At 41.0% G+C, this 16,895-nt stretch carries 17 protein-coding genes; 4 read left to right on the top strand and 13 right to left on the bottom strand.

Features of this window, described 5'->3' with window-relative positions; all coding sequences use genetic code 11:
- Window positions 1–15: 15 nt before the first annotated feature.
- Together MB380_RS09270 and rbfA are read right to left on the bottom strand one after the other, a co-directional pair.
- Window positions 16–1,221, bottom strand: a complete 1,206-nt coding sequence (locus MB380_RS09270) for an ABC transporter permease (protein WP_253534820.1) — start codon at window positions 1,219–1,221, stop codon at window positions 16–18.
- Window positions 1,222–1,252: 31 nt separating this feature from the next.
- On the bottom strand, window positions 1,253–1,633 hold the full coding sequence (rbfA, locus tag MB380_RS09265; protein ID WP_253534818.1) for a 30S ribosome-binding factor RbfA: 381 nt from the start codon (window positions 1,631–1,633) through the stop codon (window positions 1,253–1,255).
- A gap of 120 nt (window positions 1,634–1,753) precedes the next feature.
- Here rbfA and MB380_RS09260 point away from each other — a divergent pair, with 120 nt between their 5' ends.
- A complete protein-coding gene (locus MB380_RS09260; protein ID WP_253534816.1) occupies window positions 1,754–3,163 on the top strand; it encodes a hypothetical protein in 1,410 nt (469 codons plus the stop codon).
- A gap of 24 nt (window positions 3,164–3,187) precedes the next feature.
- On the opposite strand, the gene rpiB is transcribed toward MB380_RS09260, so the two are convergent.
- A complete protein-coding gene (gene rpiB / locus MB380_RS09255; RefSeq protein WP_253534814.1) occupies window positions 3,188–3,616 on the bottom strand; it encodes a ribose 5-phosphate isomerase B in 429 nt (142 codons plus the stop codon).
- 119 nt (window positions 3,617–3,735) lie between these two features.
- Here rpiB and MB380_RS09250 point away from each other — a divergent pair, with 119 nt between their 5' ends.
- Window positions 3,736–4,464 carry a TIGR00730 family Rossman fold protein gene (locus tag MB380_RS09250; RefSeq protein WP_253534813.1) on the top strand — a complete coding sequence of 243 codons (729 nt, stop codon included), beginning with the start codon at window positions 3,736–3,738 and terminating at the stop codon, window positions 4,462–4,464.
- A gap of 92 nt (window positions 4,465–4,556) precedes the next feature.
- Here the strand turns inward: MB380_RS09250 and MB380_RS09245 are convergent, their stop codons facing one another.
- The 7 genes from MB380_RS09245 to MB380_RS09215 all read right to left on the bottom strand — a co-directional run bounded on the left by MB380_RS09245 (window position 4,557) and on the right by MB380_RS09215 (window position 11,327).
- Entirely contained in the window at window positions 4,557–4,979 is a 423-nt protein-coding gene (locus MB380_RS09245; protein WP_101727821.1) for a BrxA/BrxB family bacilliredoxin, read from the bottom strand.
- 106 nt (window positions 4,980–5,085) lie between these two features.
- Window positions 5,086–5,397: a DUF59 domain-containing protein gene (locus tag MB380_RS09240; RefSeq protein WP_101727822.1), complete on the bottom strand. Its 312-nt coding sequence runs from the start codon at window positions 5,395–5,397 to the stop codon at window positions 5,086–5,088.
- A gap of 7 nt (window positions 5,398–5,404) precedes the next feature.
- The gene (locus tag MB380_RS09235) at window positions 5,405–5,833 is read right to left on the bottom strand and encodes a SufE family protein (protein WP_253534811.1); all 429 of its coding nucleotides are present in this window, start codon (window positions 5,831–5,833) and stop codon (window positions 5,405–5,407) included.
- An 18-nt stretch (window positions 5,834–5,851) separates the two neighbouring features.
- Window positions 5,852–7,069: a cysteine desulfurase gene (locus MB380_RS09230; RefSeq protein ID WP_253534809.1), complete on the bottom strand. Its 1,218-nt coding sequence runs from the start codon at window positions 7,067–7,069 to the stop codon at window positions 5,852–5,854.
- Window positions 7,070–7,153: 84 nt separating this feature from the next.
- Window positions 7,154–7,924 carry an O-methyltransferase gene (locus MB380_RS09225; RefSeq protein ID WP_253534808.1) on the bottom strand — a complete coding sequence of 257 codons (771 nt, stop codon included), beginning with the start codon at window positions 7,922–7,924 and terminating at the stop codon, window positions 7,154–7,156.
- A gap of 70 nt (window positions 7,925–7,994) precedes the next feature.
- The gene (locus MB380_RS09220; protein WP_253534806.1) at window positions 7,995–10,532 is read right to left on the bottom strand and encodes an ATP-dependent Clp protease ATP-binding subunit; all 2,538 of its coding nucleotides are present in this window, start codon (window positions 10,530–10,532) and stop codon (window positions 7,995–7,997) included.
- Between the two features lie 153 nt (window positions 10,533–10,685).
- Window positions 10,686–11,327: a WbqC family protein gene (locus MB380_RS09215; RefSeq protein ID WP_253534804.1), complete on the bottom strand. Its 642-nt coding sequence runs from the start codon at window positions 11,325–11,327 to the stop codon at window positions 10,686–10,688.
- Between the two features lie 105 nt (window positions 11,328–11,432).
- Between MB380_RS09215 and MB380_RS09210 the strand changes: the two genes are divergently transcribed.
- Window positions 11,433–13,703 carry an OmpA family protein gene (locus MB380_RS09210; RefSeq protein ID WP_253534802.1) on the top strand — a complete coding sequence of 757 codons (2,271 nt, stop codon included), beginning with the start codon at window positions 11,433–11,435 and terminating at the stop codon, window positions 13,701–13,703.
- 3 nt (window positions 13,704–13,706) lie between these two features.
- Here the strand turns inward: MB380_RS09210 and MB380_RS09205 are convergent, their stop codons facing one another.
- From MB380_RS09205 to truA, 3 genes are read right to left on the bottom strand one after another with little or no spacing between them, the layout of a single operon-like run.
- Window positions 13,707–14,654, bottom strand: coding sequence for an L-threonylcarbamoyladenylate synthase (locus MB380_RS09205; protein ID WP_310587378.1), 948 nt, complete (start codon window positions 14,652–14,654; stop codon window positions 13,707–13,709).
- An 8-nt stretch (window positions 14,655–14,662) separates the two neighbouring features.
- Window positions 14,663–15,133, bottom strand: coding sequence for a GNAT family N-acetyltransferase (locus tag MB380_RS09200; RefSeq protein WP_253534798.1), 471 nt, complete (start codon window positions 15,131–15,133; stop codon window positions 14,663–14,665).
- A gap of 6 nt (window positions 15,134–15,139) precedes the next feature.
- Complete coding sequence (gene truA, locus MB380_RS09195) at window positions 15,140–15,886, bottom strand: tRNA pseudouridine(38-40) synthase TruA (protein WP_253534796.1); 747 nt, start codon at window positions 15,884–15,886, stop codon at window positions 15,140–15,142.
- 213 nt (window positions 15,887–16,099) lie between these two features.
- Between truA and MB380_RS09190 the strand changes: the two genes are divergently transcribed.
- A complete protein-coding gene (locus tag MB380_RS09190) occupies window positions 16,100–16,882 on the top strand; it encodes a ParA family protein (protein ID WP_101727831.1) in 783 nt (260 codons plus the stop codon).
- Window positions 16,883–16,895: the final 13 nt, after the last annotated feature.

Here is a 16,895-nt window from a genome sequence, read left to right as displayed (position 1 = left end):
AAAAACATTTATTAGTCAGATATGACCGGTAGCGCGCCTGGCAGGAAAATAAGAAACCAGCAAGGTAATAATGATAACGGCCACAGCAGTAATCAGAAAATCAAACGGATTGATTTTAACCGGGTAGGCATCAATCAGCGCGGTATCCATTCCCATGCCCAACCACCCGAAGCGTTCTTGTGTCAGGCAGAAAACCAGCCCCAAAACAAGGCCGGTAACAGTGCCGATAACTGAAATTATGGCGCCCTCGCTAAAGAATATCATCTTTATTAACGAATCATCGGCGCCCATCGCATATAATGTCCTGACTTCTTCTTTTTTGTCAATCACCAACATTGTTAAAGAGAAGAAAATATTGAACGATGCCACGCCGATTATAAAAATAAGGGCAATAAAAATAAACAATTTTTCTATTTTGATAGCTCTGAACAAATTGGCATTCTGCTCTTCTCTGTTCTTTACCACATACTTGCTTCCAAAAATGCGGTCTATCTCCTTTTGTACTTTTTCTGTATTGGCTTCTGGTTTCAGCTGAACTTCCAAAGCTGTGCGCTGGCTGGTATATTCTGTCAGTTCTTTGGCTACAGAAAGAGGCACATACACGTAGTCGTCGTGTAGTTGCTCCAATGCATAAACGCCAGAAATATTCAGAACTCTTTTATTAATGTTGTTTTCCGGAATGAGCGATAGCTTTTTCTGATTTTTTGGATACCAGATTTCCAGTGGTTCAAGCACGTTATCAAGCGAGACATTCAAAGCGCCATAGACATTCCCACCTATAAAGGCGTAATCAATGCTATCCTGATTAATCAAAAACTGCCCTTCTACCAAAGACCCTTTCAGGCGACTGTTTTTTTGAAATGTATCATCTACCCCTTTGAGCGTAACCACCATTTTGCCGTTCTGATACATTACAAGGGCGTTGTCTTCAATTACTTCCGTAACGTAATCAACACCCGGCAGTTTTTTTAGCTGAGCCAATTTACCGGCGTCAGGCGTAAAAACTTTACCTACGTTAGCAGTTATTTTAATATCCGGGTCGAACGACTTAAAAATGCTTCTGTTTAGTTCTTCAAGGCCGTTAAAAACCGACAAAACTGCCACAGTTGCCATGGTGCCTACCCCGATGCCCAACATAGACATGAAAGAAATGAAATTAATAAAACTTCTTTTCTTTCTTGATAAAAAATAACGTCTGGCTATTAAAAAAGCTAGATTCAAATTGTTTCGTAAGTTATCTTAGGTATCTGGTTTACTCTTCTTCTTCGTCTTCTTCAGGGGCAGGTGGTATAACTATACCGGCAAAAAGATTCTCAATCTTTTGGGCGTATTCGGCAGTATCATCCAGATAAAACTGCAATTCAGGTACAATACGTAATTGATGACGTACGCGCGCAGCGAGGTGATTACGGATAATTTTGGTGTTTTCTCTGATGCTCTCCAGCAGTCCTTCTTTATCTTTGGTTAATAAAAAACTCAAGTAAACACGGGCAATACCTAAATCGGGAGTAGTTTTTACGTCTGTAATTGTAACAAAAGCCTTATCAAACACCTGTTTCATTTCTCTCTGAAAAATCTCTCCCAAATCTTTCTGAATTTGTTTCGCTACTTGTCTTTGTCTTTTCGATTCCATTTTATTCAAATTCAATAATAATATACAAATATCAGCACTATTTTCGGTTATGTAAAGTAAAGTTACGCGCATCAAGCACTTTTTTCATAACTTTGCCAAAAATATATAAACAATACAGCCTTGCTAACGTTTTTCAGATTCAATACGCTTTTCCATTTTCTGTCATTGCTATTGTTGGTGATTTTACTGAAGCTTCCTTTTCTGGGGGAAAAGTTACCTGTATTACTACCCGAACTGGAATGGATGCTGGTTGGAGAGAAGATTCATGAAGGAAACTTTCTCTATAAAGAATTATGGACAAACGTGGGTCCGCTGTCGGCATTCATTTACTGGCTCATTGATTTATCTTTCGGGCGTAGCCAGTTTGCCTATGAGTTTATTGCTATGCTGCTGGTGTATTTTCAGGCTTTGTATTTTGTTTTTATATGTAACACGCGCCACGCGTTTCTTGAACGAAACTATGCCCCTGGTTTGCTGTATATTTTGCTCATGAACCTGTCGTTCGATATGAGCAAGTTATCGCCGGTTCTTTTGGCCACTACTTTTCTGCTTTTTGCTTTTAACAAAACCATTAAGCAATTAGAACGCCGCGAAGGTGTGTCAGACGAGGTTTTTGAAATCGGCTTATATATTGGTATTGCAGTGTTGTTTTATCAGCCTGCCATGGTTTTTATTATCTGGTGCGCCGCTTCGCTTATTTTCTTTACCAACGCCAATTTAAGACAGTATTTCCTTACCCTGCTGGGCTTTATTATTCCTGTTGTACTGGCCGCCCTGTTTTTTTATTTTAACGATAGCCTCGACGAATTTCAGTATAACTGGTTCAACGGTATGCTGAAAATAAAACAATATAGCCTCGAAGACTTCAAGAGCTCGCTGCTGGCTATTACATTACCTGCAGCTTTTGCATTTCTGGGTTTCCTGAGGCAGTCTCAGGCAACCAGATACAGCAATTATCAGCAGCGTATTCAGCAAATTATGCTCCTCTGGGTTGTGGTGGCCTTACTGGCTTTGTTTCTTTCGCCAACGGTGTCGCCCATGCAGTTTATTATTTTTATTCCGTGCTTTGCCTTTTTTTGTACGGCTTTCTTTTTGCATTTTAAGGGCACATTTTTACCAGAGTTTATTTTCACATCATTAGTACTGGTTATATTGTTTGTACAGTATCAGGGTGCTACGCCAATTTTTGGTAAAGGCTTTGAGCAATTGTCTGATATGAGAATAAAGCCTCGTGACCTGCCCGCAAATATGCGTGGCCAAAAGATGCTGATAATAGGCGAAAGAATTGATGAGTATAAATGGGGAACGCCCGCTACTTGTTACCTGAATTGGGAATTGTCTAAGATTGACTTACAAAACCCCGACAATTACGAGAGTATCATTAATATTTTCGATAATTTCAAAAAAGACCCTCCGAAGATAATTATCGACAAGCAAAACGTTGTTCCTAAGATTTTTGAACGCCTGCCGGCACTGGCAGTTGATTACAAAAGCACAGATATGAAAGGTGTTTATCAAAGGAAGTTCTGAAACTTCCTTTGATAAACCGTAGTATCAGCACGATATTTTATCGGCTCTTCTGGCGTGTCTGCCTCCTTCAAAAGCTGTATTCAGAAAAGTAGTTACACATGCTTTGGCCAAATCAATGTCTATAAAGCGGGCAGGGAGACAAATAATATTGGCATTATTATGCTGGCGAATCAGTTCTGCTACCTCAACATTCCAGGCTAATCCGGCTCTGATTCCCTTATGATGGTTGGCTGTCATACATACGCCATTGCCACTGCCGCATATCAGAATACCGTATTCATATTCACCACTTTCAACCGCACTTGCCAATGGATGTGCCGTATCAGGGTAATCCATTGAATCGGCCGAATCAGGGCCAAAATCAGTTACTTCATTGTTTTGTTCCTGCAACCATTGTAAGATAATATTCTTGTACTCGTACCCGGCATGGTCGGCGCCTATTGCAACTTTCATTGATATAAATTTGTTGGTTCAAACTTTTTTTTGCAAATATACGTTTTCATTATCCATTTCCTGTGATATTGGAAGGGAAGAATTATATTTTGCACGACAAACTTACTATTATTATAACTATGAGCGAAAACGAAATAGAATCAAACGAGGAGTTGTTAATCCGTGAGGCATTTGTTGAAAAAGGATGGAACGAAATTCATAGCCAGGATTCATGGCAAATACTTAAAACTGTTGCTGAGTTTGTAGATGGTTTTGACAGACTGGCCAAAATTGGCCCTTGTGTTACAATCTATGGCTCTGCCAGAACCAAACCTGACCACAAATACTATAAACTATCGGTAGAAATAGCCGAGCAACTGGTACAAAAAGGTTATGGTGTTATAACCGGCGGTGGCCCGGGTATTATGGAGGCCGGAAATCTGGGCGCCAATAAAAACGGAGGTAAATCGGTAGGACTAAACATTAAACTACCTTTTGAACAGGTACCCAACCCTTATGTTGACCCAGACAAAAGCATTAACTTCGACTACTTCTTTGCCCGTAAGGTATGCTTTATGAAGTACTCTCAGGGTTTTATTATAATGCCCGGTGGTTTCGGAACGCTTGATGAATTATTTGAAGCCCTTACGCTGATTCAGACCAAGAAAATTGCGCGTTTCCCGATTGTTATGGTCGGTACTGAATACTGGAGTGGTTTACTGAACTGGCTGAAAGAAACCATGTGCAATAGCGAACGGAATATTAACCCGGAAGATTTGAATCTGATAAAGCTGGTAGATACCGCAGAAGATGCAGTAAAAGTAATTACTGATTTTTATGCCAAATACCTGTTAAAGCCAAACTTCTGATTTCAGGCAGCTGCCTGAAAATAAACCTCACCTTTGCTCTCTCGTTCTGATACAAGAGAAATAAAAGGTGAGGTTTTCTTTATTAATTTGGCTTACGCTTCTTCGCCTATTTCTTCAAATACGGCTGTAAGGTGCGTGGCAATCATTTCTGCCGAACGGCCTTCAATGTGGTGTCTTTCTACAAAGTGTACCAACTCACCATCTTTATAAATGGCAATAGCCGGAGACGATGGAGGGAACGGAATATATGAGCGTAATTGCTGAGTGGCGTCGGTATCAACACCTGCAAAAACAGTTACCAGGTTATCTGGCTTTACTTCAGAACGGTCTAATGCCAGTTTAACACCCGGACGACAAGTACCTGCCGCACAACCACAAACGGAGTTAATTACTACAACAGATGTTCCTTTTTGGTTTTCAATGAAATTATCAACGTCTGACGGAGTCAGTAATTCTTGGAAGCCGACATTTACTAATTCGGCTTTCATGGGTGCTACTAAATGTGGAGGATACATGACATTTATGAATAAGTCCCCGACCCGCAGGGGTTTAAAAAATACTTATTAACCGGCTTACCAGACAGAAGGGGTCAGTTTCTTTTTAATAAACCGGACTATCATATTACATAAAACCTAATTCCAGTTTGGCTACTTCAGACATCATCTCGGTGGTGTACGGAGGGTCAAAAGTTAGTTCAACACTTACATCGCTTACGCCTTCAATGGCCTTAACTTTCTGTTCAATTTCAACAGGTATTGACTCTGCTGAAGGGCATGAAGGAGAGGTAAGTGTCATTAATAAGTAAACATTGTTAACCGGAAAAACCTTGATGTCGTATATTAAACCCAACTCATACACATCTACTGGTATTTCCGGGTCATATACTGTTTTCAGGGCTTCTACTACTTTATCTTTAAGTTCCTGGTCGGTCATTGGGATATTATTTATTTTCTTCTAAAGACTGAAACGCTACTGCATAAGTTTTCATTTGTTTCACCATTGAGGCAAGCCCGTTTGAGCGGGTTTGTGCCAGGTGGCTGCTTAAACCTACTTTATTAATAAAATAAAGGTCGGCCCCAAGAATTTCTTCCGGCGTATGGCCAGAAAGCACTTTAAGGAGCATACTCACAAGGCCTTTCACAATTATGGCCTCGCTGTCTGCTTCAAATATCAGTTTATGGCCATTCATATAAGCATGCAGCCAAACAACAGACTGGCAGCCTTTTATTATATTTTCTTCTGTTTTATACGCGTCGGCCAGTTTCGGCAATTTCTTTCCTAAATCAATGATATACTCATATTTCCCTTCCCAGTCATCAAAAAGTTCAAATTCCTCAATGAGTTCATCTTGTATTTCGTTAATGGTCATGCTTATGTTTATGGTTAATTAAAGTACCATTTTCTTTACTTTTTCTATACCCTTTACCAGTTTGTCAATTTCATCTTTGGTATTATAAACAGCAAATGAGGCTCTTGAAGTTCCGGGTATTCCTAATCGTTTCATCAACGGTTGGGTACAATGGTGCCCAGTGCGAACGGCTATACCCTGCTGGTCGAGAATCACCCCGATATCTTGCGGGTGTACGCCATCAATCACAAATGAGATTACAGATACTTTCTCTTTTGCCTGACCTATAATTCTGAGTCCTTCAATCTGCGACAGTTGCTCGGTTGCATACGCCAGCAGTTCGTTTTCGTAGGCTGCAATATTCTCTTTCCCTAGCGCATTTACGTAGTCAAGTGCATATTTAACTGCAATAACGTCTGCAATGTTTGGGGTACCTGCCTCAAATTTATATGGCAATTCGTTATAAGTGGTTTTCTCAAAAGTAACTTCCTTAATCATTTCTCCACCGCCACGGTAAGGTGGCATGGCATCAAGAATATCTTTTTTGCCGTATAAAGCACCCATGCCCGTTGGGCCATAGATTTTATGTGCAGAAAACACATAGAAATCTGCATCTAAATCCTGCACATCAATAGTTATATGAGAAGTAGCCTGTGCGCCATCAATCAGCACCTTTGCTCCTACCTGATGCGCCTTTTCAATAATCTGTTTTACCGGATTGATAGTTCCTAAAGCGTTAGAAACATGTACCACCGATACAAACCTGGTTTTTTCTGACAACAACTTGTCGTACTCTTCCATTATCAACTCTCCGTTGTCATTTATGGGTATCACTTTCAGGATACAACCATTTTGCTCACAAAGCATTTGCCAGGGCACAATGTTTGAATGATGCTCCATTGTGCTGATAATGATTTCATCACCGGCTTTTAAAAATGCGCGACCGTATGTTTGCGCCACCAGATTAATACCATCAGTAGTGCCGTAGGTAAAAATTACTTCTTCGGTAAGTCTGGCATTAAGAAATTTCTGAATAGCCTTGCGTGACTCCTCAAATGCTGCAGTTGCCTTCTCGGCCAGATTATGTATTCCCCTATGAATATTAGCGTTATAATGCCCATAGTAATTGGCCAGTGCATTCAGTACCGGCAAAGGTTTCTGGGTAGTGGCTGCGTTATCAAAATATACCAGATCTTTTCCATTCACTTGCTCATCCAGAATCGGGAAATCTGCTCTAATTTTCTGTATATCTAACATGGTTGCTCTATAATTTCTGTTTTTACCTAACACCTAAAAAGGCCTTTTAGTTTGGTACCCCTTAAATATGAAAAGTGTTTTGCTTTAAAATTTTAGTATGAAATGCTGCTTGGGCTGTTTGCTTCTGAAAAACACGATACCCACATAAAAAATATCGATTGTAATTGTTGAACGCGGATGGTTTTTGATATGTTCCCAGGCTTTTTTCATGCCTTCAGACCAGTAGATATCATCAAAAACAAAGCACGTGTCTTCGTGTGCTTTCGCTAAACACTTTTCAAAGTAATCAACGGTGGGCTCGTATCTGTGGTTGGCATCAAAAAAAGCAAAATCAATTCGGTTTGTTTGCTGCAATTGGTTTTGAAGGCTCTCGTTCAGGTCTCCGGTTATTATCTCAACGTTTGTAATGCCCAATTTCTGAAAGTTTTGGCTGGCTACTGCCGCTGTTTGCGGACAACCTTCAAACGTATAAACTTTGGCAGCAGAACTGGCAGTGGCCATATAAGCCGTTGTAATACCCAATGAAGTGCCTAAATCAAATATCTGATTGTAATTGAAATAGCGAATTATCCGGAAGAACAACTGCGCCAGTTTGGGAGACTTCTGCGAGTTTCGGGCAATGTCCTTTATCCTTCTGAGGTTCGATTGGTTAATTTTTGAACCCGCCCCAAAATCGGTTATTTCAATTGTTCTCTCATCTTTCAACAACGATTTTCTCAATTCCTCCACTGCCTTAAATGCGTCAGCAGTTTTTGAATTTTTAAGCACCTTTGTATAAAAATCAAATAAAAAAGGTGAGTGCAGGTCGTGTTCGTTTCCGGCACTAAAAATGTATTTCAGATAATCAGGAATCATAAGCACAAAAATAACAAAAGCACAGCTAAAAGCCGTGCCTTTGTTGTTTATTTACCAAGAAACTCAAATTTTACTTTTCAATTTCGGCTTCGTTGTTCATTACTTTAAAAGTAAGCGATTCGCCTTCTCCGCTGTAATCAACCAGAATGGTATCTCCTTCTTTGGTTTCTCCTTTCAAAATCTCTTCAGCCAGTGGGTCTTCCACATATTTCTGAATCGCTCTGTTTAATGGTCTGGCGCCATATTGCTGATCATATCCTTTGTCACCCAAGAAATCCTTGGCCTTTTCGGTCAGTTCTATTTTATAACCAATACTACTGATACGAGAAGTAAGGCGTTTCAATGCGATGTCAATAATTTTATGGATATCTTCACGACCCAGAGAATTGAACACAATTACATCGTCAAGACGATTCAGGAACTCAGGCGAGAAGGTTTTTCTCAAAGCATTCTGAATTGTGCTTTTCACCATTTCGTCCTGATTTTCGTTACGAGCCTTGGTAGCAAAACCAATGCCTGTTCCGAAATCTTTCAGGTCACGCACCCCGATGTTCGAGGTCATGATAATAATTGTATTTCTGAAATCAACTTTTCTACCCAGGCTGTCAGTCAACACACCATCATCGAGAACCTGAAGAAGGATATTGTAAACATCCGGGTGAGCTTTTTCAATCTCATCCAACAAAACTACCGAATAAGGTTTTCTGCGGATTTTCTCTGTCAACTGGCCACCTTCTTCATAACCAACGTATCCGGGAGGCGCTCCGACAAGGCGAGAGATACTGAATTTCTCCATGTACTCACTCATGTCTATTCTTACAAGGGCATCTTCTTTATCAAAAAGATATTCTGCCAGTGTTTTGGCCAACTCTGTTTTACCAACACCGGTAGGCCCTAAGAATATGAACGAACCAATCGGCTTTTTAGGGTCTTTTAAACCCACACGTGTGCGCTGGATAGATTTAACGAGTTTTTCAACCGCTGGGTCCTGGCCAATAATTCTTCCTCTCAACGCGTCTCCCATTTTCAGGATTTTCTCTCCTTCATTCATGTTCACACGTTTCACTGGTATACCCGTCATCATGGCCACTACATCGGCAACGTTATCTTCTGTTACGTTATAACGTTTGGTTTTGGCTTCTTCTTCCCAGGCTATTTTGGCTTTTTCCAATTGCTCCAACAGTTTTTTCTCACGGTCGCGCAGTTGTGCTGCCTCTTCATAACGTTGGCTTTTCACCACCTGATTTTTCTCTTTCTTAATCAGTTCTACCTGCTCTTCCAGCATTACGATATCCGGTGGTACCGAAATATTATTGATGTGTACGCGAGCCCCTACTTCGTCTAATACGTCAATGGCTTTATCTGGCAAGTAGCGGTCGGTAATGTATCTTTCAGATAATTTAACCGCAGATTCCAACGCTTCAGGCGTATAGTTAACGTGGTGGTGATCTTCGTACTTATCTTTAATGTTGTTCAGAATCTCAATGGTTTCTTCAATAGAAGTGGCTTCAACCATTACCATCTGGAAACGACGAGCCAAAGCTCCGTCTTTTTCAATGTACTGACGGTACTCGTCAAGCGTGGTGGCACCAATACATTGGATATCCCCACGGGCTAAAGCTGGTTTAAACATATTAGAGGCATCCAACGAGCCACTGGCTCCACCGGCACCTACAATGGTATGTATCTCATCTATGAAAAGAATCACATCCGGCGATTTCTCCAACTCGTTCATCACGGCTTTCATTCTTTCTTCAAACTGGCCACGGTATTTGGTACCTGCCACCAGCGAAGCCAGATCCAGCGTTACTACCCTTTTACCAAAAAGGATTCTCGACACTTTTTTCTGTACAATTCTTAAAGCAAGGCCTTCGGCAATGGCTGTTTTACCAACACCAGGCTCACCTATCAGAATCGGGTTATTTTTCTTACGTCTTGAAAGAATCTGTGCTACACGCTCAATTTCTTTCTCACGCCCAACAATCGGGTCTAGTTTGCCCACTTCGGCAAGCTTGGTCAAATCACGACCGAAATTATCCAGCACTGGCGTTTTCGATTTTTCCGGATTCTTGGGGTCATTTCTTTGCTGAGAGTAACCTCCGGCACCGCCACCTAAAAATCTTTCATCATCGTCATCTGTTTCAGGGCGTTCCATCACAGGTTTCTGGCCGGTTAGCTGGTAGTCTAACATTTCTTTGGCCTGCTCGTAGTTGAGGTGGAATTTCTGTAAAATCTGTCCACCGAGGTTATCCCCATCGCGCAGAATCGCTAATAACAGATGCTCGGTTCCTATGAGTTGAGATTTGAAGATTTTGGCCTCCAAATGAGTAATCTTTAAAACTTTTTCAGATTGGCGCGTTAACGGAATGTTTGCCAAATTTTTAATGTTATTGGTCGCAGTTCCCTTGGTGGCTTGTTCAATTGTAATACGCAACTCCTCAAGCGATACACCAGCCCCTTTCAGTAGATTTAAAGCAATACCTTCTCCATCGCGGATCATCCCCAGAATCAAATGTTCTGTTCCGATGTAATCATGACCAAGCCTAAGTGCTTCTTCACGGGCAAGGGTAATGATGTCTTTGACTTTTTGTGAAAATTTAGGCTCCATTTAATTTTACGATAGATTAGATGAAAAAATCAGCTGAATCGATTTTTCCATAATTCAAAATTTTGTAATGGTCAATATTGCTTTAAGACTCAAATATTTGGTTTAAGCAAAACATTTGCATTTGCAATATAACGATTTATTAATAAACTCTGTTCAATTTCGGGCAGATTTCTTTAAAATTCCTAAAGATTGATTGCCTCTGCAAAACAGCAAGTCAATAACGCTAAGGTTAGGTACAAATTCACTGCCAAAGTTTTGCTGATATGCCACCGGATGAAACGGAATTGCGTTTTCAGAGGCTTTTTTAGGTGTTATTAGCCCGCGAAGGTCATAAATAGAAGAATCCGGTTGTTTTTCATAATTTTCAGTCAGACTTATTGTCTTGTTAATTTGCAATAATTTCAGACAAATTGTCAGCAACTCAAAATTAAGGTCCCATAAAAAAGTTGGCTTCTTTTGTATTGTGTTCTGAAAGTAATCGCCAAAGAACTCAAAAAACGGCGATTTACCATAAGCCGCCCTGATGGTGCGCCAGTGGTTATCATACCACCTTTGCTGGTAATCTATCCGTATATCTTTTACCAGAATTTTTTTGTTGCCGTCAACCACTGGTACAATCAGCATTTCAACCTGGTTGGCACCCAATAAATAGCATCTGTTACGGTAACTTTGCTTGATGTAGTGTTCATGGCTTTCCAGCATCAGCGCATCGGCCTCCAGCACCGCAGAAAAAAATTGAGTACAGGGTAGATAGTGTAAATCAATTAAAACTGTTTTTTTTGCATTTTCTTCCATTTAACAAAACAACATAATTTCATAAAAACTTACAATTCATTTCGAATTCTTCGTTCTAATGAGATATGATTAAATAAGCGACATCAGATATATTCGCCGATTTCTATGAGAATTTCAGTTTTACTTACTGCTGTTTTTACATTTCAATGCATTTGTACGGCTTTTGCTAACAATAAATCAGTTTCCGAACCTGATACTGATTACCGGATTAATCATATCTCTCACGAGGCCAGCTTTTTCCAGTCGGTTCCGGTCATTGACGAATACGTTTTCCTTTTTACCGACGCCAGAGATAAACAAATCATAACCAACACACTGGTAAAAATAAAAGATAAAAATAATCAGGATATAGAGGTAGTGCTCAACGTCAAAACTGGCGAATGGAAAGCTAAACTTGATAAAACCAAGAGCTATTTTGTGACAATTGAGGCTCCGGGCTATAATCGCTCAGAGATTGAAATAGACGCAGTTGACCCCAAAAAAATTGTGCGGCCAATCGACAGATTTATTAGTCTGAGTCTTAAAAAAAATGACTCGGCTCCTTTAGCATTGAGCGCCATTGATGCCATCACGTTAGAGACAATTCCTGCCTCATTCAGGGTTATTCGCCCTGAAGAAACCATACTTACAGGTAAATCAGACAAAGACAATCCATACAAAATTGAAATTGGCCCTAAAAAAAAGTTTACCATTGAAATAACTGCAGAAGGTTATAAACCCTATACAGAACAACTTACTTTTGAAAGCATCAGAACTGAGTATCCCGGGGCCAACATTACCATGAAACGTTTTCCGCTGAAAAGAGAAAACTATAACTTTTTATTCAGGATAGTAGATAAAGACACGAAGGAATTTATTATCAATACCCGGATGCGGATAATCAATCTGAAAACCAGGCAGTCTATTGCAGCACGCATTGAGAAGGATGGTTTTTCGGCCAATTTATCACCGGATGCCGAGTATTCAGTTGAAGTGGAGTCGGAAGGATATACCCAGACCAACCAAAACGTTGATTTAAAAGAACTGATTTCGCGCAGGCAATTTGCTCAGGATATTATACTTGAAAAGAAGACTTCAAACCGATACAGATTAATAGTAGTAGACGAAGAAACGAAACTAAACATACCCGGGGCCAGCTTAACCATCTTCAATGCAACCAATGAAGTAGTTCCTTTGCAGACTACCAATGTGCAGTCGGAATGGCAAGCCGTACTCAAGTTAGCTGAAAACTACACCGCCGAGGTTAAAAGCCAGGGGTATATTACCTATAACGCACCGCTGGTGAAAGATAGCCAAACCTTGTACCTGAAATTAGCCAGGGTACCTGTAAAAGAAACCTATTTTATTGCAACAGACTTTTACACAAAAAGTGTAGTACCAGCCGGTTTTAAGTTATCAACCGATTTAACACCAGTTAAAGGGATATTAGATGCAGAGAGAAACAGATACAAGGCTTCAATGAGTGCCGATAAAATCTACGAAATTGAAATATCTGCCCCCGGATACCAGCCATCTAAAACAACTGTAAACCCAAGCCAGCTGGTTGACAATGTGCTGATGATTGCCCTGAAAAAGAACGGGTATATTTTTACGTTCAACACCCTCGATTCTAAAACCCGCATGCCTATCCCTCATGCAAGGGTATCTTTTGTGGCATCTGATAATGATAAACTGGCCTTATTGGAAAACAGCAGAACCACAACGCCAATACCTCCGGCAGATTTCGGAAAGAAATACACATTACGTGTACATGCTGATGATTATAAGCTGTACACAGCTGACATTAATTTGTTGAATCTGGCCTCTGGAAATTTTTCTTTTGACGTGTTGCTTGAAAAAGCAGAGGTAAAAAAGGCACCCCAGCCGGTTGAAAACAAACCTAAGACCGATGCGCCGGTGATAGTAAAAAATGAAGAAAAAACAGTGCAACCAAATATTGACAAGGTTCCTGAGCCTGTTACACCACCAAAACAAACAATTATTGCCCCGGCAGCAGCCCTTACCGACAATTACTTTAAAAGTATTGAAATAGGTAAACCTATAAAACTTGAAAATGTATTTTTTGACCAGAGTCAGCCAATTATCAAGCCGCAATCATATACCGAATTAGATAAACTGGTTCAAATGCTGAAAGAGAATCCGAAAGTGAATATAGAGATTATTGGCCATACCGATAACGTGGGTGACCCGCGGCTGAATCTATACTTGTCTGAATTGCGGGCAAAGGCTGTTTCAAATTACCTGTTCAACAAGGGAGTCTCCGCATCTCGCATGACATCGTCGGGTAAAGGGCAGCAACAGCCGGTCGCATCAAATGACACCGAAGAAACGCGCCAGAAGAACAGAAGAGTTGAATTTAAGGTGATATCTAATTGATTTTCAATCTTTTACAGTAGCGCGCCTGATACGGTCATTTATGGCTCTGCCAAGGTCTTTTTCCGGCAGTAGGCTGGTGTATATAACTTCAACATTTCTGTTGTCTAAATCACGCAGGTAAGCAAACAGATTTTTAGCCGCTTCTTTGAAATTACCGGAAGGCGACAAAAGTAGTTGATTCTCAGCAGATATATCGGCTCTTAATTCGTTAAAGCCCAGATAAGCAACTTTTTCGTTACTCGAAGTGATTTCTGAATCATGACTGGTTAGAAGCAGGGGTTTTCTTGGTGCATAGTGGCTTTTAAGCATACCGGGCGCCTGCGGATTGGAAGACGAATGCTCAATTATTTGCACTTTACCTACCACGTTTTCAATTTCTTCAATCGATAAACCACCTTTTCTGTAAACAATTGTTTCATTTCCTGCAAAACCAACAATAGTTGATTCAATGCCTACCTGGCACTCTCCCCCATCAAGAATCAGATTTATCTGCTCGCCCAACTGGTGATTCACATGCAGCGCGCTTGTTGGAGAAATATAACCAAACGGATTGGCGCTAGGCGCTGCCAACGGAAAATCCAATTGACGTAATAACTGCAGCGTTAACGGATGATTGGGTATTCTGAAGGCTACGGTGTCCAGGCCTGATGTAACCAAATCAGGAATTATTTCTTTTCTTGGTAATAAGAGGGTCAGCGGCCCGGGCATAAATTTTTCAGCTAAGGCATAAACCCTTTCATCAGTTACATTTACGTATTTTTCAAACTGCTCAATGCTGTGGGTATGCACAATAAGCGGGTCAAAGGTTGGTCGGTTTTTTACTTCAAATATCCGGGCTACAGCATCGGTGTTCAAGGCGTTGCCGGCCAATCCATACACCGTCTCGGTCGGAATCCCAACCACCTCACCGGCATTTAAAAGCTTCACTGCCAGTTCAATATCTTTGCTCATTAAGGCCATTATGCTAAATCTTTTTCAAAATAGGCTACGTCGCCTTCAGGATTGTAGTTATACGGTTGGGTTTCAGTAAACTGTAGAGCATGATACAATTTATTGGCGGCCGCCAGCCTTTTCAGTGTGTCGAGCTTCATTTTACGGTAGCCCTTTTTTGCTGCCTCATCAATAACCGTCTGAGCAAGTTTTTTTCCCAGCCCGATACCCTGATAAACCGGCCTCACATACAACCTTTTCATTTCACAAACGCCTTCTTCCAGTTTCCATAATGCTACACAACCTGCGGGGTTGCCATCTACCATAGCCAGAAAAATAGAACCCTCCGGCTCGGCATATTTGGCAGGTAGCAAGGCCAGTTCTTCCTCAAAATTCTGAAAGCAAAGACTTACACCCAGAAACTTCTCATATTCCCGGAACAGACCCTTAATTGCTTCAAGGTCTTCGGGTGTAGTAATTTTTTCAACGCTTATTTTCATGATTTGTCAGGTAATTAATCTGTCCGGGTAGCCCACTTCTACCAATGTGAGCCCTTCGGCCGGAACGGCTCTTCCGGCTTTCTGCCTGTTTTTTGATAAAATAACCTGCTCAAACGCATCCAGGCTCATTTTTCCGGTACCAACTTCAAGCATAGTACCCACAATGGCCCTCACCATACCTCTCAAGAAACGGTCGGCCTTGATATGAAACAGCAAAAACTGGTCTTGCTGTTCCCAGCGGGCAAATTCAATTTTACAATTAAATGTGGCTACGTCTGTATGCACTTTACTGAAACACTGAAAATCAATATGATTTTTCATTATCTCTCCTGCCGCGTTCATTGGGTGAATTTCAAGCGGCGCCCGGTAAAAATAAGAAAAATCCTGCCAGAATGGTGTTTTTTGAAGTGCTATTCTATAAAGATAACGCCGGTAGGTGGCATCAAACCTGGAGTGGAAATTGTTATTTACCACAGCTATTTTATTTACGGCTATGGCTTTGGGCAAGATGCCGTTCACGGCATAAACCAGCTTGTCTATCTGGCTCAGGGGCGTTTCTGAATCAAAATGGGCAAACTGCTGATAAGCATGCACGCCTGCATCAGTACGGCTGCTGCCAACTATCTGGGTTGGAACTCTCAGAACGGTAGATAAAGCCTGCTCAATATGCCCCTGCACAGTGGCGGCGTTTTCCTGCACCTGCCAGCCATGAAATGATGTACCTTTGTAAGAACATTCAATTAAGTAACGCATGGGGCAAAGATAATACTACAGAAAGCAATAAAGACAACAAACAAACAAATTTCGCTATTCAGGGTAGAAAATTGAATAGAAAAAATGCGCTGTATGGCCCAATCAGATGTTATCCACATCGTGGAACGTTTTATCCACGTCGTGGAACATTTAATTGTTTCTTAACATTAAAAGTCGGATATTTGAATCCGTAATTTTCTCGAACCACTAAAAATGGGAAAAATAATAGCAATAGCCAACCAGAAGGGCGGCGTAGGTAAAACAACCACATCAATCAATCTGGCGGCCAGTCTGGCTGCCCTTGAGTTCCGTACGCTTATCATAGATGCAGACCCTCAGGCAAATACTACATCCGGGCTTGGCCTGAACCCCAAGGAAGTAGAAAACAGCATTTATGAATGTATGGTTAATGATATTCGTCCCAGAGACATTATCATTCAGACCGACTTCCCGAATCTTGATTTGCTGCCGTCGCACATTGATTTGGTGGGCGCTGAAATTGAGATGATTAACCTTCCGAAGCGAGAAGAAAAGATGAAAGAGTCTTTGAATGATGTGAAAGATATGTATGACTTCATTATCATCGATTGCTCTCCTTCTTTAGGTTTAATAGTTATTAACAGCCTAACAGCTGCCGACTCGGTGATTATTCCGGTGCAATGCGAGTACTTTGCCCTGGAAGGGCTGGGTAAATTGCTGAACACCATCAAGATTATCCAGCAGCGTCTCAATCCGGCCCTTACAATTGAAGGTATCTTACTAACCATGTATGACCTGCGCGTGAGGCTGTCAAACCAGGTGGTGCATGAAGTAACCACGCACTTCAAGAACATGGTTTTTCAGACCCTCATACCTCGAAACATAAGGTTATCTGAATCGCCGAGTTATGGTGTACCTGCTCTGGCTCAGGATGCCGACAGTAAAGGGGCTATCAGCTATCTGAATCTGGCACGTGAGATATTAATCAAGAACGGAAAGCTTGTAACCGAAAACTGATAAGTGTTGGAGA

The organism is Emticicia sp. 21SJ11W-3, from assembly GCF_024138715.1.
Taxonomy (GTDB): domain Bacteria; phylum Bacteroidota; class Bacteroidia; order Cytophagales; family Spirosomataceae; genus Emticicia; species Emticicia fluvialis.
The sequence above is the reverse complement of the archived record's forward strand: the minus strand, read 5'-3'. Positions and strand labels throughout refer to the sequence as shown.